The sequence below is a fragment of the Nostoc flagelliforme FACHB-838 genome (assembly GCF_014698065.1).
Classification (GTDB): Bacteria; Cyanobacteriota; Cyanobacteriia; order Cyanobacteriales; family Nostocaceae; genus Nostoc; species Nostoc flagelliforme_B.
Window position 1 is genome coordinate 1 of record NZ_JACJSI010000109.1, and the last position, 21,008, is coordinate 21,008.

General features: G+C 41.9%; 20 protein-coding genes and 2 pseudogenes. 16 read left to right on the forward strand and 6 right to left on the reverse strand.

Going from position 1 to position 21,008, the window contains the following annotated elements:
• Window positions 1-197 (reverse strand): annotated as a pseudogene (locus H6G97_RS30410) (IS630-like element ISAcma28 family transposase); the annotation flags it as partial.
• Window positions 198-256: 59 nt separating this feature from the next.
• Here H6G97_RS30410 and H6G97_RS30415 point away from each other — a divergent pair.
• Window positions 257-553: pseudogene (locus tag H6G97_RS30415) on the forward strand (IS701 family transposase); the annotation flags it as partial.
• 60 nt (window positions 554-613) lie between these two features.
• Window positions 614-916, forward strand: a complete 303-nt coding sequence (locus H6G97_RS30420) for a transposase (RefSeq protein ID WP_190944239.1) — start codon at window positions 614-616, stop codon at window positions 914-916.
• Window positions 917-1,168: 252 nt separating this feature from the next.
• Here H6G97_RS30420 and H6G97_RS30425 read toward each other — a convergent pair whose 3' ends face one another.
• Window positions 1,169-3,778 carry a CHAT domain-containing protein gene (locus tag H6G97_RS30425; RefSeq protein ID WP_190944240.1) on the reverse strand — a complete coding sequence of 870 codons (2,610 nt, stop codon included), beginning with the start codon at window positions 3,776-3,778 and terminating at the stop codon, window positions 1,169-1,171.
• 330 nt (window positions 3,779-4,108) lie between these two features.
• Here H6G97_RS30425 and H6G97_RS54930 point away from each other — a divergent pair, with 330 nt between their 5' ends.
• From H6G97_RS54930 to H6G97_RS30440, 3 genes are all read left to right on the forward strand, one after another.
• On the forward strand, window positions 4,109-6,265 hold the full coding sequence (locus H6G97_RS54930) for a beta strand repeat-containing protein (RefSeq protein ID WP_190944241.1): 2,157 nt from the start codon (window positions 4,109-4,111) through the stop codon (window positions 6,263-6,265).
• Window positions 6,266-6,307: 42 nt separating this feature from the next.
• Window positions 6,308-6,520 (forward strand): hypothetical protein, encoded by a 213-nt coding sequence (locus H6G97_RS30435; RefSeq protein ID WP_190944257.1) that lies wholly within the window; start codon window positions 6,308-6,310, stop codon window positions 6,518-6,520.
• Between the two features lie 145 nt (window positions 6,521-6,665).
• Window positions 6,666-8,729: a filamentous hemagglutinin N-terminal domain-containing protein gene (locus H6G97_RS30440; RefSeq protein WP_190944242.1), complete on the forward strand. Its 2,064-nt coding sequence runs from the start codon at window positions 6,666-6,668 to the stop codon at window positions 8,727-8,729.
• A gap of 156 nt (window positions 8,730-8,885) precedes the next feature.
• Here H6G97_RS30440 and H6G97_RS30445 read toward each other — a convergent pair whose 3' ends face one another.
• Both H6G97_RS30445 and H6G97_RS30450 read right to left on the reverse strand, forming a co-directional pair.
• A complete protein-coding gene (locus tag H6G97_RS30445) occupies window positions 8,886-10,037 on the reverse strand; it encodes a DUF1822 family protein (RefSeq protein ID WP_190944243.1) in 1,152 nt (383 codons plus the stop codon).
• The gene (locus H6G97_RS30450; RefSeq protein ID WP_190944244.1) at window positions 10,034-11,248 is read right to left on the reverse strand and encodes a sigma-70 family RNA polymerase sigma factor; all 1,215 of its coding nucleotides are present in this window, start codon (window positions 11,246-11,248) and stop codon (window positions 10,034-10,036) included. Before H6G97_RS30450 ends, H6G97_RS30445 begins: the two co-directional genes overlap by 4 nt.
• A gap of 608 nt (window positions 11,249-11,856) precedes the next feature.
• Here H6G97_RS30450 and H6G97_RS30455 point away from each other — a divergent pair.
• Window positions 11,857-14,244 carry a CHASE2 domain-containing protein gene (locus H6G97_RS30455; protein WP_190944255.1) on the forward strand — a complete coding sequence of 796 codons (2,388 nt, stop codon included), beginning with the start codon at window positions 11,857-11,859 and terminating at the stop codon, window positions 14,242-14,244.
• Window positions 14,245-14,550: 306 nt separating this feature from the next.
• Window positions 14,551-15,315 (forward strand): DUF928 domain-containing protein, encoded by a 765-nt coding sequence (locus H6G97_RS30460; protein WP_190944245.1) that lies wholly within the window; start codon window positions 14,551-14,553, stop codon window positions 15,313-15,315.
• Window positions 15,316-15,527: 212 nt separating this feature from the next.
• Here H6G97_RS30460 and H6G97_RS30465 read toward each other — a convergent pair whose 3' ends face one another.
• On the reverse strand, window positions 15,528-16,490 hold the full coding sequence (locus H6G97_RS30465) for a hypothetical protein (protein WP_190944246.1): 963 nt from the start codon (window positions 16,488-16,490) through the stop codon (window positions 15,528-15,530).
• Between the two features lie 108 nt (window positions 16,491-16,598).
• Complete coding sequence (locus H6G97_RS30470; protein ID WP_100904288.1) at window positions 16,599-16,832, reverse strand: helix-turn-helix domain-containing protein; 234 nt, start codon at window positions 16,830-16,832, stop codon at window positions 16,599-16,601.
• A gap of 148 nt (window positions 16,833-16,980) precedes the next feature.
• On the opposite strand from H6G97_RS30470, the gene H6G97_RS30475 reads away from it, so the two are divergent.
• The 9 genes from H6G97_RS30475 to H6G97_RS30515 form a co-directional block, all read left to right on the forward strand.
• On the forward strand, window positions 16,981-17,838 hold the full coding sequence (locus H6G97_RS30475) for a hypothetical protein (RefSeq protein ID WP_242055429.1): 858 nt from the start codon (window positions 16,981-16,983) through the stop codon (window positions 17,836-17,838).
• Window positions 17,839-18,017: 179 nt separating this feature from the next.
• Entirely contained in the window at window positions 18,018-18,344 is a 327-nt protein-coding gene (locus tag H6G97_RS30480) for a hypothetical protein (protein WP_190944247.1), read from the forward strand.
• Window positions 18,337-18,537, forward strand: a complete 201-nt coding sequence (locus tag H6G97_RS30485) for a hypothetical protein (RefSeq protein WP_190944248.1) — start codon at window positions 18,337-18,339, stop codon at window positions 18,535-18,537. The genes H6G97_RS30480 and H6G97_RS30485 overlap by 8 nt, the downstream gene beginning before the upstream one ends.
• Before the next feature lie 25 nt (window positions 18,538-18,562).
• Window positions 18,563-18,730 carry a hypothetical protein gene (locus H6G97_RS30490; protein WP_190944249.1) on the forward strand — a complete coding sequence of 56 codons (168 nt, stop codon included), beginning with the start codon at window positions 18,563-18,565 and terminating at the stop codon, window positions 18,728-18,730.
• 33 nt (window positions 18,731-18,763) lie between these two features.
• Window positions 18,764-18,952 carry a hypothetical protein gene (locus H6G97_RS30495; protein ID WP_190944250.1) on the forward strand — a complete coding sequence of 63 codons (189 nt, stop codon included), beginning with the start codon at window positions 18,764-18,766 and terminating at the stop codon, window positions 18,950-18,952.
• 125 nt (window positions 18,953-19,077) lie between these two features.
• Window positions 19,078-19,920 (forward strand): hypothetical protein, encoded by an 843-nt coding sequence (locus H6G97_RS30500; RefSeq protein WP_190944251.1) that lies wholly within the window; start codon window positions 19,078-19,080, stop codon window positions 19,918-19,920.
• A 75-nt stretch (window positions 19,921-19,995) separates the two neighbouring features.
• Window positions 19,996-20,205 (forward strand): hypothetical protein, encoded by a 210-nt coding sequence (locus H6G97_RS30505; RefSeq protein ID WP_190944252.1) that lies wholly within the window; start codon window positions 19,996-19,998, stop codon window positions 20,203-20,205.
• Between the two features lie 16 nt (window positions 20,206-20,221).
• Window positions 20,222-20,620, forward strand: a complete 399-nt coding sequence (locus tag H6G97_RS30510) for a MerR family transcriptional regulator (protein ID WP_190944253.1) — start codon at window positions 20,222-20,224, stop codon at window positions 20,618-20,620.
• Window positions 20,617-21,008: DUF1392 family protein (locus tag H6G97_RS30515; protein WP_190944254.1), on the forward strand; the 392-nt coding region annotated here is incomplete at its 3' end. The genes H6G97_RS30510 and H6G97_RS30515, both read left to right, overlap by 4 nt.

A 21,008-nucleotide genomic window follows, 5' to 3' on the forward strand; every position in this document is an offset into this window, starting at 1 on the left:
TTCTGCAACCATCTTGTGACCGTTGAAGTATCTCTTGCCAAGCGTTTTCCGATTTCTTGCTGTTCCTTTACTTGTTCAGTTTTGATCCACCACAACATCTGTAATTTTTCTTTCTGATTTCCCAAGTTGGCTGTTTGGAGACGTTTTTTTAGTTCCTCTTCGCTCTCTGTGATTTCAATCTTAAACGGGCGGCTCATGGCTATTTAAACTTAGGAGTTGGCTTCTTACCATTATATGTAGCTTCATATTAAATTGGTATTACACAATGATTAGTTTAAATTCTCTAGTCTTCTTAAGCTTGAATCAAACTCGTAAACTTGAAACTGAGATACAAGAAAATAGTGATGTGGATTTTTCTAATCATCCGCAATGGAACCATGAATTTGGATGTAAAAATATTTTAAATAATCTGCGTCTCGTTATTCAACCACTATTACTATTTTGGTTAATTTATCCCTGACTAAGTATTTTCCCTAATTCACATTTATTGCTGGGATTCAATCATTTAATTGCTGCAATGAATCAATTTAAACCTTGTTATGCTTCTGGATGATTTCACTTATTTACTACTAGCTCACTTCGGAAAGTGACAGAAGAGGAGTATGCAAACTAGATGTGGTTTAACTTAACTACTAATGACATAACTGATTGCGAGATTTTACTTGACTTATTAGAGCAGCTTGATCATGAAATTGAACAAGTGTCAAGTGATGGTGGTTATGACACATTTGGCTGTTATGACACTATTGCTAGGCGGGAGGCTAAAGCCATAATTCCACCTCGTAGCAATGCAAAAATTCAATTCTCTAGTAACCCTAAAACACGGCTCATCCAAGAGACAAAAATCTGCGTTCAATTCATAAAATTGGCCGCAAACAATGGAAACAGGAATCTGGTTATCATCGACGATCATTAACTGAAACTGCGATGTTTTGACTTAAAAGCATTTTTGGAGGTAAATTATGGCAGCCCTTTTTTGATAATCAAGCCATCGAGTTATTCCTTCAATGTGCTGTGCTTAATCGCATAATTCAATTAGGTAAACCAGACAGCTACAAAGTAGAAGATTAATCACCAACTTTATGGAGAGAAGGCCTGTTTTTTTCTCTTTCATGCAACAAAGCAACTTTTCAAACATCCTCTTATACATTTTATTGTGTCCACTTACTTACAACCAGTTACCAACGAGAACATAAGCAGCCCAATACTCTGGGCGGCTGTAGTTTGGATACTTTTGTAAAAGGGTTACTTGAGCGCGACGCAGAGCTTCTGCTTTTGTAACTTTGGCAGAAACTAACTCACGATAAAACTCACCTACTAAAATTGCAGTAGAGCGATCACCAACATTCCATAGACTTGCCATTGTACTCCTTGCACCTGCACGCACAGCAACCCCTGCTAAACCCAGTGTTGCCCGATTATCTCCTTCTGCTGTCTGACAAGCACTTAAGACAAGAAGTTCTAAGGGTTGTAAGTATGTTTCATCACGACGGCGCAACAGCAAATCAAAATCAGTAACATTAATTGGCCCATCCATCGCCAAAATAAATGTATCTTCAGGACGAGAACTAAACTGTCCGTGAGTTGCCAGATGAACAACATTAAATGGAATAGAGCTAATCTTTGTTGCTAATGCCTTACTGGTGAAATCTCGATCTAAAAGCTCTGTAGTTGCTACCCCTGCTTTGGCAATCAAGTTAAACTCAGATTTTATTTCTGGTAAAGACGAAAATTCTCGAAATTGGGATGGCGGTTGTACCAATCCTCCAGCAAGAATATGTAAATTTTCTTGTGCTAAAGATTTGGGTTTTTGCAATTGCAATCCCAGATTTAAAGCAACAGCATATTTCTCAACTAAATATTGTTTTCCATCATATAATGCTGCCATTGGTACATTTCTCAATGCCCCATCCAATACAAAAACTAAAGTATTAACATTGCTATGTTGTAATTCAGACTCGATTGGTTGAATCAACCAGCTATATACTTGCAGATAAAGTATTTGAATTTCCTCGACTCTGTCTGGTTCAGTCAAATACTGCCGCAGTTGTCCTAAAGTTCTTTCTACTTCAATTTGAGATTTATTTACTGAGTAGTGTCGCAAAGGTTGCTTGGGAATTTTGACAATGACTTGTAATTTTTCTGGCAGAATAATTGGATAAATAACGGCGCTTGTAGGATTATCTCTATCTACTACTTCATCTAACACAACCTTTGTGACATTTAAGCAAGCTTCCCGAAAAAAGTTATCTAAATCTGCTAATTGAAGTGCTTCAATTCTCTGGCGTGCTTTATCTAATGTTTGTTCACTTTGATCTCCTAGCGATAAAAGTAATGCTACTGATTCACGATAAATAGGTTCTACACTTTCCTTAAATGAAAATTCTACATCTCGATTAACTCCAACAAGGTCATTTCTAAGAGCCTGTAACTCATTAACAGCAGCATCATAAGCTGCGATCGCCCCTTTAGTATCTCCCTGCTGTTTTAACAAGCGTCCTAGCTGCCAATGCCAGTTGTAGGCGATGTCCGGTGCATTTACTGCTTCCGCTAATGTCAGTGCTTCCTGTGTTAGATTTTGGGCATTTAACCACTGTTTATCATGCTCATACAGCTTTCCCAGAGTTCCAAGGGCGTAAGATTCTGCTCGTCTATCACCAAGTGTTTGTGCTAGTTTCGTTGTTTTCGCGAGCATTTTTGCAGCAAATTCTTTTGATTCATTGACAGATTGCTTGCCTTTTATGAAACTTTGAGCAAAATGAATTCTGGCATAAACTGCTACTTGAGATAGTGGTAAATTATCTAGCTCAGTAGGAATTTGCTTTAACAGAGGTTGTGCAATTTTCCACTGTTGTGTATTTAATAGGATAGTCAGAAGATTGATTTGCGCCTGGACTTTGGTAAGAGATGAAGGAGTTTTCGCTATCGCTTGTTGATAGAAAGCGCTCGCACTTTCATAATCTTCCGCAATTCTAGCAGTATTGCCTAAACTGAGGAATGTTGCAGCAATCTCCCGAAGGGATTGCAATTTCTCAGCAGTTTGTAAGCTTTGTTGTAAAACTTCAGTGGATTTTTTTAAATCTCCAGTTAATTGTAGTACATCTCCCAGCGATCGCAATTCTATAACTTTGGTTAACGAATCTGGTTGAAATTGTAAATTTTGGGTGACTTGAGTCAACATTGTTAAAGCACGACGGTAGAATCCTAGTACCTGCAATGCCTGTGCTTGATTAATACGACTGCGGTTGATAGCAGTGAGTTGGTGTAGCCTGTCGTAGACATCGCTACTTGCAATATATTTCGCCTCAGCTAATTGCCAAGTTTGTAATGCCTGTTGAGCTTGTCCTTGCTCCAATTGGATACTCCCTTGAATTTCCAGCGTTTGAGCAAGAACGTGCGTGTATTGTTTTGAATTTTGAGTACCTATCAATTGCAAACTGTCATTGATTGCCGTATTCGCTTCGGCAAACATCCCACGCTGCTGATAAACCAAGGCAAGATTACTCAGCGTTACTGCTTGCCTAAGCTTGTCTCCCAATGCCTGATATTCTTGAAAAACCTTCTGCAAAATCTGTTGCGCTTCTGTTAACCTTCCTGCTTCATACAGTGCTTTTCCCTGTTGTGCTAAATCTTTTAAGCGTTCTTCTGGTCTATAAAAATGCCCAATTGGCAAATCAATTGCATGAGATGGTCTTAAGACAGGTAAAACGGTAACAAAAACAAATGCTGTGACTAGCAATAGCAGGAGATACCGAGATAAACGGAAGGCGTTGCACATTCTATTTTTTCCTTGTTGCTGTTTACTTTTCCGTCTCCGGCTTTGTTCCTGAATTTTGAATTCTGAATTTTACTGTAAGTGCATCTTGCATAGACCTCAATATCGCACGTATGGATAAGTGTGACCGAATAATTACTAATTCGTAATTCGTAATTAATCTTTGCTTTAACCAGTCAGCCAATTCCACGTTATGCGGCTGCTGAAAAAAACCTCTCAAGACCTTAAACCAGCAGTGAGTCTGGAGTACAGGTGAATTTGTGCTGAACAAAAAACGTTGACTGCAACAGCAGACATCTAAACAAACATACACACAAAAAGAAACACAAAATTATGACGATTATTTCTGGAACTATCACAGTTGGAAACGACATTATTGTTGCGGATGCAGCAAATGATTTGATTGATGCCCTAGCAGGTAATGATTCCGTCAGGGGTGGTGATGGCAACGACACCCTGATTGGTAATGATGGCAACGATACCCTCATTGGCGGTGTGGGCAATGACATCTTAAATGGGGGCGGTGGGTTTGACCAAGTTCAAGAGTCAGGCAATAGTAACTTTACTCTAAACAATGTTACCTTGTCCGGCAACGGCATCGACAACTTAATCTCCATCCAGAACGCCTCCCTTACAGGTGGCGGAGGCAATAACTTGATTGATGCCTCAGCGTTTAGCTTGGGCTCTGTAACTTTAAATGGCGGTGCTGGTAACGATACCCTACTAGGTGGAACGCGCAATGATACCCTCGTTGGAGGTATAGGCAATGACATCTTGAATGGGGGTGATGGCTTTGACCAAATTGAAGAGTCAGCCAATGCGGACTTCGCCCTGTCCAACACTTTTCTGTTTGGCAACGGCATCGACAGCCTAATCTCCATCGAGAGCGCCTCCCTTACAGGTGGCATAGGCAATAACTTGATTGATGCCTCATTGTTTAGTTTGGGAGGTGTGGCTTTAAATGGCGGCGCTGGTAACGATACCCTACTAGGTGGAACACGCAACGATACACTCACGGGCGGTGCAGGGAATGATATACTCAATGGTGGGGCAGGCAGCGATCGCGTTGAAGAGTGGGGTAATGTTAACTTCACCTTAAGCAATACTGCCCTAATCGGCAACGGTACAGACAGTCTGGTTGGAATTGAGAGCGTCTTCCTGACTGGTGGTGTAGGTAATAACAGTCTTAATGCCTCAGCATTTACTTTGGGAAGTGTGACTTTAAACGGCGGCGCTGGTAACGATACCCTACTAGGTGGAACACTCAATGACTTTCTCACGGGTGGGCTTGGCAATGACCTCTTAATTGGAGGCAATGGCTTTGACCGGGTGATTGAAGAAGGTAATGTCAACTTCACTCTCAGCGGTTCGACTCTAACCGGTAACGGCACGGATAGCTTGAACTCCATTGAGCGAGTTGACCTGACTGGCGGTGCAGGTAACAACCGGATTGATGCTTCTGGCTTTACCATTGCAGACCTAAGAGTTAGGGGTTTAGATGGAAATGACACCATCATCGGCGGATCTCAAGCTGACGACCTTGATGGTGGCAGGGGCAACGATAGCCTTGATGGTGGAGGCGGCGATGATTTTATCGTTGACACTGATGGCACTAACACCCTCAGAGGGGGCGCAGGTAATGACCAACTTCAAACAGGGAGTGAGAATAATCTGCTTGATGGCGGAGACGGCAATGACGGACTCTTTGCGCGTGGAGGCAATGACACTCTCTTAGGAGGGTTGGGTAATGACAGACTCTCTGCGGGTGCGGGCGAGGACTCCCTCATCGGCGGAGATGGCAATGACACGCTCTTGGGTCAGCTGGGTAGCGATACCCTGAATGGCGGTGCGGGCATTGATGAAGTGGTTGTGTCGAATGCGGATTTTATCATCTTGACTGACTCTATCATTTTAGGTGAAGGGTTAGATACTCTGATTAGCATTGAAAAAGCAACGCTGCTCGGTAGCAGTGGTGCAAACTCCTTGAGTGCAGGGAATTTTTCCGGGTCAGTATTCCTCGATGGCAGTGACGGCAATGACACCCTGAATGGAGGGCACAGCAATGACACCCTCATCGGTGGATTTGGCGATGACATCCTTAGTGGGGGCGCTGGCAATGACACGTTGACTGGCAATGCTGGTTTCGATTCCTTCAGTTTCAGCAGTGGCAGAGCCTTTATTGCTAACGATGTTGGTACAGATACCATCAATGATTTCGGGTTCGGCGATAAAATTGTCCTATCTAAGACAACATTTAATGCACTCGAAAGCTTGGTAGGTGGGGCATTGCTCCCCTCTGACTTTGAGATAGTCGATAGCTTGTTTGAGTTATTCACAAGCAATGCTGAGATTGTTTACAACTTTGGCAGTGGTGACTTAGTTTACAACCCGAATGGCTCTGTGGTTGGTGGAGGTGGCGAGGCGTTTATTGCCAACCTGGTCGGATCGCCTAATAATATTAGTGCTAACGACTTTACCGTTGTGATATGAGAGAAGATTGAATTGCAGGCAGTACAAATCTATACTTGAATTTTGCCGCCTGCATTTCTAAATTTTATTCTTGCCTACTTGCTGGCGCGGATAGTGATCGCTCATCGATTGAGTACTATCCGCAATGCAGATACAATTTTAGTACTCGCTCAAGGGACAATAGGTGAACGAGGTTTTCATGAAGAGCTTCTGCGTCTGGATGGACATTATGCTTTGCTAATTCGTGGTTTGGATTTTGAAAAAGTAAAAGTATAAGCTCAAAATCAATAAATATTAGTCACCACTTTCTGATAAGTTTGGGGTAAAAGAGTAACAATGCATAAGTAGTAGTTTTTGTTGGTACTTATATATTTATTTAAATATTACAAGCAAAAGTTCCTTTTTATGGTAGGAGAGTACAATGTCTGGGATATCTATACATTGGTATTGGCTGCAAAGATTGGGGATTTCTATAAGTAGCACTACAGTTTTTTGGTCAAACTGCTCACTAGCTCAAATCACCCCGGATACTACTCTCCCAATTAATTCCAATATCACAACAGAGGGTAACACCAGCATTATTGAGAGAGGAACTCAAGCAGGAAGTAATCTTTTTCACAGTTTTCAAGAGTTTTCTGTGCCTACTAGCGGTACAGCTTTCTTTAATAATCCTACAAATATTCAAAATATTATTAGTCGGGTAACAGGTGGCTCAGTTTCTAATATTGACGGATTAATCCGCGCTAACGGTACAGCCAATCTATTTCTAATTAATCCTAATGGAATTATTTTTGGGCAGAATGCACGCTTAGATATTCGAGGTTCGTTTGTAGGCAGCACTGCTAGGAGCTTGAAATTTGCTGATGGCTTTGAGTTTAGTGCAACGGCTCCACAAAAAACACCCTTATTAACTATAAATATTCCTACAGGCTTACAATTTGGGGAGAATCCTGGAGATATTCGCGTGCAGGGGATTGGTGGACAATTGAGTAGCGAGGAGGGGCTGGGACTGAGAGTACCTTTAGGTAAAACTTTAGCTCTTGTCGGTGGCAATGTAATCATAGAGAGAGCTTTTCTGAACGCTCCAGGGGGACGAATTGAATTAGGTAGTGTCACTGGAGTTAATCAGGTCAATCTCAATCAGACAAACCAAGGCTGGACGTTAAATTATCAAAATGTCAGCAACTTTAGGGATATTCAAATTTTTAGAAGTTTTGTTAATATTACTCCTGAAGAAGATAGCAACATTCAAAGTCAACAAGAGAGTAGTGCAATTTCCTTCCGAGCCTCACAGTTAAATTTGGAAACCTCTGTCATCAGAGCAAATACTTTCACTTCAGCACCGGGTGGAAATGTCAGCATCAATGTCCAACGATTAATTATGAAGGGAGGAGCATCTATAGTAACTCAAGTCTTTGACACGGGTTCGGGAGGAGATTTGACAATAAATGCCTTAGATTCCGTGGAATTGATTGGCACTCCTGTAGAATTTCCGATTGATACTATCTTATCTACTCAAACTTCTGGAGCAGGAAAGGCTGGTTCGGTGACAATTAACACTCCGGTGTTAGTCCTTAAAGATGGAGCAACAATAAGTGCTACTACATTTGGTGTAGGTAAAGCGGGGAATTTGATTATAAACACCCGTGAGCTTTTAGTTGAGGATAGAGCTGGAATGTTTGTTAGAAGTCGAGGAATAGGGAATGCAGGAAATTTAATTATCAATGCGAGTTCTGTTCATTTGGACAATGGCACTTTGACGGCTAACACTCGCAGCATCAATACTGATCCTAATCAACCACAGGCAACTATTACCTTGCGTGTAAAAGATTTGGTATTATTGCGTCAAAATAGCAACATTACTGCTAACGCTACTGGCGAAAATGTGATTGGTGGTGATGTTAATATTGACACTAAATTCTTAGCCGCAGCTGAAAATAGCGATATCACAGCCACTTCCGATGACTTTCGTGGCGGTCAGGTCAGAATAAAAGCTATAGGCATCTTAGGCACGCAGCCCCGCAATGAACGTACTTCAGAAAGTGACATTATTGCTAGAGGTAAAACTCCTGAATTGAGTGGCACTATAGAACTTAACACACCCGATGTTGACCCGAGTCGGGGATTAGTGGAACTACCTGTAAATTTGGTTGATGCGTCACAGCAATTTGCTCAGGGCTGCACTCCTAGACGTGGGCAAAACAATAGTTTTGTTGTCACAGGACGCGGAGGAATGCCTTTAAGTCCCAGTGAACCATTGCGTCAAAGGGCAGTTATTACCCGATGGGTAACGCTGGATAAAGAGATAGGAAATGAGACAAACACCCAAGCAAAAACAACTTTAGTTGAAAATCAACAGCCAATTGTCGAGGCTCAGGGATGGCTAGTAGATAAGCGAGGTGATGTTCAGCTTGTGGCTCAAGAACCAAATGAAATGAGAATTCAGGAGTCAGAAGTCGTATCATGTTCGGTTAATCGCTTATAGAACACTACGCTTGGGCTAAGGATTATTGGTGTAGATGATTGGTCTTTCAAGACGCGATAAATCGCGTCTCTACATCAGGGTTTTGTTGCTCATTTTGAACTGTATTGACTTGTATTGAACCGAACATGACATCATAACTCAGAATAGGTTTTGTAATCAAAACCGTAAAATTTCTCTATCATAATCATCCGGTGTTGGCTCAATTTCCCATACTAAACCCTCTCCTGGCTCCAATTCCACATCAATATAAAGCTGAGGCATTGCTTCTGTTGCTGTATCCTCATTATTAACAAAAGGCTGCAAATCTTCGGTTAACAGTCTGAGTCTAAATCCTGCTGGAATCATTGCATCTGGATTTGCATGACGTAATTCAAACCGCCATATATTGTCTTCTAAGTTACCTATTTTAAATATGTGCAACTCGTAAGCTTGACCAGCAAGTGTCAACTGCCGGGACAAAGAGACACTTGATTCATCAGTTTCTCGGCTTCGCAGACCACGAGCTGCTAATTGCAATCTAGTCATTCCCCAACCAAGCTGCTGTGCTAAATTCGATACTTCTGCTTGCAACCATTCCTGAATTGCCCACTGTTCAGGCAGCCCTTGTCGTCGCTCGTACAACCGTTGTCGCCAGCCGCCATGTGCTAATAATGCGCCCCAAAGTTCAAAGGAAATTGCTAAACGAGGAAAGACTATTTCAGAATTGCCCAATCGTTCGAGTAAGTTTTCTGCTTGTGCTAAAGGTAATGTCGGTAAAGGTGCAACTGACTCACGTAAAATTTCTTGGGGACAAAGTTGCCGGGTAATCCACAAACCATTAATGTCTTTAATTAAATCATTTTCATCTAAACAGTAGGCGCGATCGCCTGCATCATAAACCCCCTTAGTTTTCAATTGACGATGGGTGATATATCCCCAAATTGTCGCCCAGCCAGCATTAGGATTAACTTGTACTGCAATATAATAATCAGCCATCCAATCGGGAATATCCACCCATTCCTGTGGTACACGCAATTCTGCTGTGTCAATTGCTGTTGTGGGAATTAATACTAATCGTATCTCTTCACAAGCGATCGCAGTTCCATTTACAAATTCCCAAAAGCTCGGTAAAGCTGCTGTTTGAGTCCAAACTCTTACATTTTGATTTTCTTCTCTCAACCACGGTAAAAATGCATCTAAGCACATTTGGTTAAGACGACCCCGCCAGCGTGCGCCTGATGTGGAAAAAGCTGGTAATTTTAGGGTTTGCGATGATGACGAAATTTCCAAGGTGAGCTGTTCTGGAATTGAGGTGACATCAAAAATCATTTTAAAGACTCCACTGGCGACGACAGAACGAGAGCGCGATAGTGAGCAATCAACCATTCTTCTAAGGAATTGCTCATACTGTCAATTACGTCAGATTTCACTGGAATATGCAGTGTTTTTTGACTCCACTGGGCTAACTCCACTAGTAATGTCTTTTTGATTTTAGTTAATAGCCGAGAAACTGTATATTGTTTGATTCCTAGCTGTTGAGCAATTTGCTGTTGGGTTAATTCTTGCTTGTAGTATGTTTGCAGAAGTACTTGGGCTTGGGTATCTAATTTGGCCAACGCATCGCTCAAAACCTGATTAATTTCTGTACTCCGCAACGCGATGTTTTCTACTTCTTCTTGGATAATTATTTCATCTAATACCGAGTCTTGAAAATTGTTCGTCAGCCGATCGAGTAATTCGCCTGTTTCTTGTCCAGGTGCAGGAATATCCAGGGAAACTGAGGTGGGATATTGAAAGGAACGCACTGCTTTAGCACAAGTAACTAACCAAGTTTCCAAACTTTCTGGAGTGCAGGCCGGACTGGGATAACTTAGCTGGCTGAGACGTTCGGTGTTGTAAAGCTGTGCGATCGCCTGTAATGTCAAATTATCTGGTTTAATGAGTTTGTGAGCAGTTGCAATATCGTGGGGTGCATAAAATTGCAGAAAACAATTCCAAGCTAAAACATAACGCTCAATTATTTGGGATGGATAACCTGCCTGTTTGAGAGATTCTACCAAACGCTTTTGACTCAGTTTGTGCAGCAATCCCCAGTCGGTGCAGATATCAACTTCTTGACGCTTGCGTAACAGGTCTTTAATCAGATTTCTAAAGGTGTATTCTGCATAGATTTTCAAATTTGAACCCAATTGTGGGTTAAAGCCTTTAATAACTTTATCAACCCGAGCGATCGCTGTTTGGAAAAAATCAGCGGCAGAATGTTGACCTGGTACATTCATTTTCATTTTTCTCGCAACCCAGTAGCAGACTTCCTGCAAATAGGCTGCAATGTGAGCAACAGCAATTGGATTTGCTTGTACTTGCCAAATCCGATGCCAGTAAATAGCCCAAAAGATTTCTGACTCTTGTTTAGAAGACTGTTCTACACAATTGTGCATACTCCGCCGTAGCTTAGAATCAGTAACCCAATGGTCAAAAATATCACCTTTGAACAGCACAAATGTGGAGAAAACTTCGATAATATTTTGCCTTAAATGCATGAAACTTTGAATTTTATATAAACAACGAATAAATTTAAACTACTTTTTCTTGGTGACATTTTCCTGAAATTAAACAAACGTATCTTTTAGAATTGCTGTGTAATATCATGTTCAGATAAATAGTTGTGATTGCTTTGCTTCTTTACGAGACACCACGCGAACGCTCGCAATGACGTTTTATAAGCTATCAAATCAGCATGATATCACATAACGCAAGGTGCAAGTCAATGCATCAAAGGTGCAGGTCGATGCATTACAGCACTCCCGGCTATTATGAAGCACAATTTTACCCATATCCCTTTCCTTTCCTAACTTTTGAGATTGTGTGCGTACCTCATAGCAGGCGGAAGTGTTGTAAAGGTGCAGGTCAAAAGACTTTTGTACGCCACCGAAGCTTCAAAAAGAGGGCTAGGGAGGATCTCGGTATTTACAGCATAAATAAAATAACTTTAGATGATATCTAATAAAGGATTACTTACAATAGTTGAAAGATAATTTTTATTCTGACTGCAAAATAAAGGGATAGAGAACAACTAAATTTATTGATGGAAGTTGTAATTTTAAATTGCGTAAAGGGCCAACTTCTTAACTGAAGCGGAGAAATGACAGTGACTAAATTGGTAGTTTTGAAATTTGGCAAAGGGAGCTTTGAGACTGGGTTTCCAGTTACTCTTCAAATTGGAGAAGAAAACAGCCGCCCTGAGAGTGAGGTTATTGGCGAACTCCCGCCAGAGAGAGAATTACCGTTAAATTTCAACTGTTGGCAAGCTATTTATCGTAACCTAGATTTTGCTGCTCGTCCTAAAGGGTTAATAAAACAAAAGCTGTTAATTTCAAGTGGCCAAGAGTGTCTCCAAGCAGCTCAACAGTTACGCGATCGCTTGAACTATTGGTTGCAATCAGAATGTTTTCGCCCGATCTGCGAGAAATGGCTCGAAAAACTTCAGACATCTGACATAATTCGGGTAATTTTGCAGACTCAAGACTATCAGATGCAAAAGCTCCCTTGGCATCTTTGGGAGTTAATAGAGCGTTACACAAATGCAGAAATTGCTTTAAGTGCCACTATCTATGAAAAAATCAATTTTTCTCCCATATCAACAGCAACTGTCAAAATTTTGGCATTATTAGGCGATAGTCATGGAGTCGATATAGCCACAGACCGTTTACTCCTAGAAAAACTGCCTGATACAAAAATTCACTTTCTTGTAGAACCATCTCGTGAAGACTTAACAGATAATCTCTGGCAGCAAAATTGGGATATTCTATTTTTTGCTGGACATAGTTCAAGTCAAAGCACAGGAGAAACTGGTCAAATATACATTAACCAAACAGAGAGTTTGACAATCAGTCAGTTAAAGTATGCTCTCAAGCAAGCAGTGGAGCGCGGTTTAAAGTTAGCAATTTTCAACTCCTGTGATGGTTTAGGACTAGCGCGAGAATTCGCTTCTTTACAAATTCCCCAGTTGATTGTCATGCGCGAACCTGTACCAGATCGCGTGGCACAAACATTTCTCAAGCACTTTTTACAAGCCTATTCTGGAGGTAAATCCCTTTATCTCGCAGTGCGTGAAGCTAGAGAAAGGCTACAAGGATTGGATGGACAATTTCCCTGTGCAAGTTGGTTACCTGTGATTTACCAAAATCTCGCCGAGATACCAACTAGTTGGGAGGAGTTGATTGGCAGAGGAGCGCAAGGGCGGAGGGACAAAGAGACAGAGGGGCAGAGTTTATCTGTGCATCATTATCTTTGGCTTGGTTGCGGGAGTTTAGTGATCGCTCTTTTTGTTGCAGGTGTACGATATCTGGGAATGCTGCAAGGATTAGAGCTACAAGCATTCGATCAATTGCAGCGACTACGCCCAGACGAACAGCCTGATTCTCGCTTATTGGTTGTGACAATCACAGAAGAAGATGTCCAATCACAGTTCCAAGAAAAACCCCAAGGTTCTCTCTCAGATGAATCGCTCTTGAAATTGTTGCAGAAATTAGAGGCATATCAACCACAAACAATTGGATTAGATATTTACCGCGATCGCGCTGTTAAGCCAGAGTTACCAGAACTTGCAAAGCATCTATACAAAAGTAAACACTTAAGTGCAGTCTGTCGAGTTAGCGATCCCCTATCCGGCCATCCCGGCATCAAACCCCCACCAGAAATCCCACCAGAACGCTTAGGCTTTAGTGATTTGGTAATCGACCGAGATAATCTTGTCCGTCGCCAATTGCTAGCATTGACACCGCCACCTTCTTCACCTTGCAAAGCCCAATATGCTTTCAGCGTACAAGTAGCACTGCATTACTTGGCTGCTCACAACATTTCTTTAAAATTTACCAGCAATGGTGCTTGGCAACTAGGTAAGACCACTTTTAAACCACTTACAACACACACAAGTGGATATCAAGGTATCGATGCTTCAGGACACCAAATTTTGTTGAATTACCGCACCCAGCGATCGCTAGAGCAATTTGTGCCACAGGTGACATTAACAGACGTACTAACAGGAAAAGTTAACCCTAGTACAGTAAAAGACAAAATTGTTCTAATTGGTACAACAGCCCAAAGCTTTCAAGACTACTCATCCACACCCTACATCACAAATGAAGGTGCAATCAAGCAAATACCAGGTGTCATCCTCCAAGCGCAAATGATCAGTCAATTATTAAGTTCAGCCCTCGATGGGCGATCACTCCTATGGGTTTGGTCTGTTTGGCAAGAAATACTCTGGATTTGGGGATGGTCGTTAACAGGCAGTTTACTGGCTTGGTACATTCGGCCGTGGTTTTATTTAGGGATTGCAACTCTAATTGTGATCGCCAGCCTCTATGGAATATGCCTTGTTGTTTTTATTCAGTGCAGCGCCTGGATACCACTGGTTCCCTCTGCGATCGCCCTCATTAGTAGTATTATCCTAATTGCTTACTTTACGAGAGATTTTCCTCACTCTGTGAAAATTGCACGTATTTTTGTGATTACTAAAAATAAAGATGACTGAGGAGGTAATAGGCAAAGGAAAAGAAGGCTCTTTGCTCTGTACTGAGTTTTTCACACAATTAAATATGAGTTTTATACAAATTCAAACGCTTCTTAACATTACAAATTTATACCAATTTCAAAGAGGATTACGACAGATTTATTTACAAAACCCAGACATAGAATGCGATTCCCGGCGTTGCTGACTTTGAGTATGAAAGTAAAAAATTTAACTCTCAAACTCTTATTCTCTGCGCCTCTGCGTGATACAAATTCATATCTTTACTCAGCAATGCGCGACTCCTAATCCAAAATAGAATTATGAATTATGCTTCAACAACTAGCTTCACTAATGGCATTTAGTATAATTTTCATTAACTGTCTGAGTACTTCGCCAGCTTTAGCGGAAAAATCAGCGTCAATTCTCTTTAATCCACCTCCGCCACCGCCCGATCGTGGCGTACCCGGTGACCGGGGGGAAGGAGCCTCACGGGGAAATTGTAGTACACTTGGTTTGCCTTTAACCGCTCTTGTGCCAAGCTATAAACAACGATTGAATCAAGGTGCAGGTGAAACCACAATTACTCAGGTGTGGGGTTTAACTAGTGTAGAACAGCCCAGTTTTTGGTTCTATATTCCTTATAAGCAATCTTCTATTCAGGGGATCGAGTTTGTTTTGCAAACCGATAAAAATAAAACAATTCATCGCGCAGAAATTTCAGCACCCCCAGTACCTGGAATTGTTCGAGTGCAACTGCAAAACAATAAAGTTTTCCTAGAAAACGATAAGCTATATCACTGGTTCTTCAAAGTTAAAGTCATATGTAACCCTAAGCAATCAGTAACATTGGATTATGTGGAAGGCTGGGTGCAACGTGTGAATTTGAATGTAGCATTACGCGATCAACTTAAACAATCTTCACCACAGCAGCAAGCAGCTATCTACGCAAAGAATGGCATTTGGTACGATGCTTTGACAACTCTAGCAGAACTCCGCCTTACAGGTTCCCAAGATTCAGGGCTAACTGAAGACTGGAAAAATCTACTGAAAGTAATTCAACTGGAAAAAATAGCTACAAAACCTCTTATCTAACATCAGTGATATTGCAACAGGGATAGCCAGATATATGTTAGATACAAAGTATAAAGCTGCTTCAGCAACTGCTGATATTAATCAAATGATCGCCTCCTGAACCTGACCTTGCCAGCGCTCACTTATACAGCGCCGGGTTTGTTTGATGTATCTGTTTTGGGTATCCCATGTCTTAGAAGAAGCAGTATTTTGAACAGAACTGCTCGTCTCGACTAATCCTCAACTTGGCATTTCTGTTCAATAAAGCTTAAAAGCTCTCCTTCAAACTCAGTCAAATACGGACGTTTCAACTCTCCTAAACACTTCAAAACTGCCTCTGCTGGTGCTTCTAGCTTGCCACTGTCCCGTAGCCGACTGATGCGATCGCTAATCTGCTGCATCTGCTGACATTCCGACTCCAAGTAATTGAGCTGCTTCAGGTGATCAATTCTGACAGTATACTCACCATCCCACATTGTGATTGTGCAACTAAACTCGTTTACTGCGCTGACAATCGCCCAGCACCCACCCTTACCCCTGAGTTCGGGGTTGTCTTTAGTAAAGATTTGGCAGACTTCGCCAATCTGGTAGGTATTGAGTACTTGGGTTCGCTCCATGATGCGCTGCACAACATCTTTGACGATTCTACCAGTCGGCACTTTTCCGCCAGCAAGTTCTACTGCTGTTAGCCACACTTCCTGCTGTTCCTGGGGTTCAAGCTTTGTCATGGGTCGAACTTGTCCCTCGCTGGTAGGCAAGATTTGTACCTGATCGGAGTGGACTGTAGCAGGATCATCTTCAATTTCATTTTGTGTCCAATTTGGACACATTTTGATCAAATTATCTACAACTCCAGCAGCTTCAATCAATCTGTAAGGATGACGGCGCTCAAACCCAAACCTGTCCTTGCAATACTCTTCAAAGGTTGAATGAGTCGAACGGTACAGCCGACGATCCCGCAATTCTGCCAGTGCCTTACCCGCCTCAAAAAACGCTCTTTCCACACGGCGCTCTAGGTGAAGGCGATCCCGTTGTTCCGTTTCGGACAACTCCTCTACTTCAGCAGCAGTAACCGTAATCGTTGCTGTAGCAGGATTTTCTGGATCAAAGGTGTCTTCGGCAGAACTAGCGGTTGCTTTTAAATTGTTGGAGACAGCAGAGGTGGCTTTTTTGCGGTTCGAGGATGGTTTAGTCATGATTCCACCCTTTCAAATGGTATTTCTCAGACTAGATAACAATTTTATGGTTGTAGTCAGGAGCTACAATCGCTCGTAAAAAAACTAAGGGCAAGGCGAGAGGAGTGGTTAATCATCGAATTTCACTCCTAAGTCAATACCAAGTACTCGCTCAATTTTCCTTAATGTGTCTTCAGGCAAAGCATCTCGTATTCGTTCTGCCTCAATATCGTGCCAGTAAGATCGGCTAATATCAGCTTCTCCTGCCAAAACCTCGACTGAACGCCCATCAGCTTTTCTAGCTTGTTTAATTTTTCCTCCTAAACCTGAAATTTCAATGTCTGTGTAGCGTCTGATTTTCACTATATCCACCTAAACCACCTCCTTTAATGTAAAACGTCGTCCTACACTTACTATATAGTGTCGTACATCAGTTGACAACTGTAGACCATCAGTCTACAATATTTATATAGAGAAAGCGCCCCCGACCGGAAATCTGAAGCGCTTCTCTATGTCCATTAAGACTTTATCAATTATGACTCACGCCATTTACACTTATCAACAGCTGCAACTGAAATCCATTGCCCGTCTCAAGCAAATCTACAGCGAAATCGCCTGCACAGTTGAGGTCAGTGACAAACGCTGCAAGGATTCTTGGGTTAGTGCGATCGCTGATTATCAAGCAAGCAAGATTCAGAAACTCATCCCTGCTGCCCCCGACAACCAATCCACAGCCCAAGCCGAACTCGACAACTACATCACTGACCAAGCCCAATTTGTAGCTCCCGAACCCCTCACAATAGTCGAAATCTCGTTTGGCGATCACGAATATTACGCTGGTAATCAACTGATAGCTAGTATCAACTATGACGATAATCTAACCCAGCCTTGGGTAGTGATGGTAAACGGCACTGAAAAATTCCGAGCTAACACATGGGCAAGATGCAACCGCTTCATTGAATGGCATCACCAAGATGGAACACTCAACCAACCAGTATCCACACAAACTGAGGTTGAAGAAACTGCGACCACTGGCAACAAAATCATGGCGCAGATTTTCAACGAATGCGAGAAGTACGGCTTTGAAATCCTCGACGATGGGATTTACCAGAATGACATCAAACTGGGCGAAGTCGGATGCACTGACGGCGGCTGGTGGGTGATGCGTACTGGGGAATATCAGCAACTATCCTGTGGATGTGCAGTGGAAGCAGTTCAATCGCTGTCGATGGTGAGAAATTCACCCAGCATTGAGCCAACATTTGAAGAACTGTTAGACCGACCGTTTGAGATGCTGGCTCCTGATGAATGGCAACGGTTACGGGTGTATAAGCCATCCACAAAAAGCCGTGAGTTAGTAACAGCGTAAACAGAATCCAGAAGTATTGAGTCAGGAGCTAGTTAAAAGAGCAAAGAGCAGGGTGCAGAGGTGAAGAAAATTCGCCTTCCACCTTTTCTTCCTGCTTCTTCTTTAAATTCTGGCTTCTGAATTCTGACTCCTGAATTCCCCCCTCATTTTCCCTTTATTCAGCATTCACCAATTCATCTATGCAACCGACAATATCCATTCCCCGACACTGGGGCTACCCTCGCTTTGCCTTTGACCAGCGTACAGAACAAGGGACGATTCTAGGACTTTACTACTATCCCTCTGGTACAGAACTAGCTGAACAATTTGATGATGGATGGCGTTATGTATTGATGCCTAACAAGAATTCTGACGAGATATTGTACTTGCAAGAGAATCAAATCCAACCGCTCTCCCCACAGGAATTGTTCACACAAATTACCGCAGAAATTGAATTCTATCAGCGTCAAATCTCTATCCTGCAACAACAGTTAGCCGTAGTAACTGGAGGTAGCAGCAATGGCTAATTCTACAGACAACTTTGATCGTAGAGCAAATCATCTGCTGCGTTTACTTCAACTTTGTGGTGGTTGTGTTCCTCTACACTCTCTCCAATGCAAAGTTTCAAATTCAGTCATTCAAACACTGCTGGATAAAGAACTGGTGCAAGTACAGAACACGGGACGCGGCTTTTTGTTGGAAATTGCGGAGGATTTTTAAGTTATTAATTCCAGAGGACGCAATCATGAAACTTTACGCGAAAACCATTCCACAAACTTTACCTAATTGGGCAACCACTATTACAACGTGTGCAGATTTGATTGAAGTTGAAATCAACGATGGACACCCTGATTTTGAATCTCTGCTTGAAGAGTTAGAAACGGAGATTGAGCCAGGGACTTTTGGTGTTTAGGCGGAGGACTTATGTTCAAGGCTCGGCATTGAAATGTCTAATCCGCATCTCCACCAGTTAGTTGAACAAGCCAAAAAACTGATATCCCTTATTGCTACGCACTCAGACTACAAACAACTGTTGGACGAGGGATATCAACCAGATTTAAACATTGCTGATGCTAGCACTGCACTCACCTATTTGCAATGGGAATTAGAGCGTAATCGAGAACCTTCTGTTTAGTAAAAAAGCGTTCACCTGAATGAGTGCCTCTTATTCAAGTGAACGCACGGAAGTTTTTCTCCCGCTACAGAATTCCCATTATTGCACATAGAACACCAATCCATGAAACTTAACCGAGGTGAAATATGATTGCTGAAATTAAACTAGGTTTATGCAACCTTCCCGAACCCATCTATTTATTTGTAAATCAGGGGGAAGTAGACGGTGAATCTTACGTTTGGTACAAGTTCAATATTAGCCAGGATAGGAAAATCCCAGTTCCCCAAAGAGCGTTAACTGGGTACTTGTCAGAACTGCGATTGACAACTAAAGAGTTCAAAGGCAAAGACAATCTGAAGCTCGATATTGTTGTCAATGCTGATGAACTTTATGTCATAAGAACTGGTGTTGAAACCAACTTCGCCAAAAGCTTCCTTCTCGCTGCGTCATTAGTTCAGGATTTTTCTAAGCCACTGATTATCGTTGCTAATGCTGGCGACGAAAACACAGTTTTCTGTAATCTTTACGATGCCACAACCAAAACCAAGATTTACAGGGAATGGAGTATAGATTTGGATTGGGCAACTATCATTCGTGACATTCAATCTTTATTGGGTGCAACTTCAAACTCGATTCCCGAATCCCCATTGACTCCACCAAAACTTAGTGTAGTTCCTCAATCAATACACCTACAGGATTTGCGAGTTAAAAATATTCGCACCTTGCTTGATTATCCACTTGATTTGGTCAGAGAGTGGTTGCAATTCCAGGATGTTGACCGCCCAAGTTTACTTGATATTAGCCAGATTAATGAACTAATCAAAACCATGTGTTTGGCTTGGGCAGCAAACAAGTGTAACCATCCCAATCATGCTGAGTCTTTGTATCAAAATCTTGTTGTTGATGCTGTTGTTAGTGGTGCTGATGAGTTAGCAGCAATTAGGGCATGGATGCAAGAGTTGCAAACAGTAAAGACTGGGGCAAGCTGAACCGGAATTTAGAAGTCAAAAGTCAGAATAATTTTGGCTTCTTATTTATTCAAATTAGCAAACAGGAATTAACCAATGAAACTCATAGTCACAGTAGTCGAGAAAATCACCAGCGAAGCCCATATTGATATCCCTGATGGGCTAAATCAATCCGAAATTAAACAGCATATAGTAGACCGCTACAACACTGGAGAGATGTCCACAGATATGAACATCTTTCAAGTTGACTTTGAATCTATCAGCGCTCGGATTGTTCAAGAAAATTCTTCTCCTAAATCTGCATAAACATTAGAGGTAATAAATGAATCCCAAATGGACTGACCAAGAAATAGCAATTGTTGAAGCTAAGGCTGAACTTTATAACCCAAAACAAATTGCCTCAATCTTAAAAAGACATGGCTATTTCCGCACTCCAATTGCAATTGCTACTAAGCTTTGGGCTTTAGGTTATTCTACAAGCCCTTTCCTCGATAACTATAGCAGTGCTGAAATTGCCCGTGTTCTATGTGTGCATTCCACTACCGTTTCTGGCTGGGTGCACCGTGGTTGGTTGAAAACTAGCCGCCGTTCTTCCAAGCGTTATCAAGTTCGGAGATGGCATCTCAAACAGTTTTTTGATAACCCGCCACAACATCTAAAAAAGCGTATTGCCTCTATTGACTCCGAAGCCATTAACTACTTATTGGGAAGAAAAGCATGATTGACCATATTAATGCACTCAAAACAAGTTGGTATCTCTCTCCTCCTTGGCGTGGAACAATTCCACCTGTTGAAGTGAATTTACTGGAGAAAGTTTACTTGAGAACCATGAGAACATTTGGTTATTGCTGCGGTATGCAATGGAAGCATGAGTGCTGGATTTATTCAATTGACTGCCGTAATGAAATACTCCACGCTACACAAAACCAAATCATCGGGACGGGAGAATTAGAAGCCATCAGTGTGCAAAAACCTGCCTTCGTTCTGGGCGAAAGGGTAATGCTCTGTTCTCACGATAGAGGAACAAAACAACGGCTGATTCTGGGGATTGGGCTAGTGAATAATTCTTGGTTTTATGTTGTTGAATTGATGTCACCAACATTAATTAA

Bases quoted from the DNA above. Each gene is read 5' to 3' on its own strand.
- H6G97_RS30510 (WP_190944253.1), top strand. From the start codon at position 20,222: ATGAATCCCAAATGGACTGACCAAGAAATAGCAATTGTTGAAGCTAAG.
- H6G97_RS30495 (WP_190944250.1), top strand. From the start codon at position 18,764: ATGTCTAATCCGCATCTCCACCAGTTAGTTGAACAAGCCAAAAAACTG.
- H6G97_RS30485 (WP_190944248.1), top strand. From the start codon at position 18,337: ATGGCTAATTCTACAGACAACTTTGATCGTAGAGCAAATCATCTGCTG.
- H6G97_RS30445 (WP_190944243.1), bottom strand. From the start codon at position 10,037: ATGATTTTTGATGTCACCTCAATTCCAGAACAGCTCACCTTGGAAATT.
- H6G97_RS30440 (WP_190944242.1), top strand. From the start codon at position 6,666: ATGTCTGGGATATCTATACATTGGTATTGGCTGCAAAGATTGGGGATT.
- H6G97_RS30450 (WP_190944244.1), bottom strand. From the start codon at position 11,248: ATGCATTTAAGGCAAAATATTATCGAAGTTTTCTCCACATTTGTGCTG.
- H6G97_RS30500 (WP_190944251.1), top strand. From the start codon at position 19,078: ATGATTGCTGAAATTAAACTAGGTTTATGCAACCTTCCCGAACCCATC.
- H6G97_RS30460 (WP_190944245.1), top strand. From the start codon at position 14,551: ATGCTTCAACAACTAGCTTCACTAATGGCATTTAGTATAATTTTCATT.
- H6G97_RS30475 (WP_242055429.1), top strand. From the start codon at position 16,981: ATGTCCATTAAGACTTTATCAATTATGACTCACGCCATTTACACTTAT.
- H6G97_RS30480 (WP_190944247.1), top strand. From the start codon at position 18,018: ATGCAACCGACAATATCCATTCCCCGACACTGGGGCTACCCTCGCTTT.
- H6G97_RS30425 (WP_190944240.1), bottom strand. From the start codon at position 3,778: ATGTGCAACGCCTTCCGTTTATCTCGGTATCTCCTGCTATTGCTAGTC.
- H6G97_RS54930 (WP_190944241.1), top strand. From the start codon at position 4,109: ATGACGATTATTTCTGGAACTATCACAGTTGGAAACGACATTATTGTT.
- H6G97_RS30420 (WP_190944239.1), top strand. From the start codon at position 614: ATGTGGTTTAACTTAACTACTAATGACATAACTGATTGCGAGATTTTA.
- H6G97_RS30490 (WP_190944249.1), top strand. From the start codon at position 18,563: ATGAAACTTTACGCGAAAACCATTCCACAAACTTTACCTAATTGGGCA.
- H6G97_RS30465 (WP_190944246.1), bottom strand. From the start codon at position 16,490: ATGACTAAACCATCCTCGAACCGCAAAAAAGCCACCTCTGCTGTCTCC.
- H6G97_RS30505 (WP_190944252.1), top strand. From the start codon at position 19,996: ATGAAACTCATAGTCACAGTAGTCGAGAAAATCACCAGCGAAGCCCAT.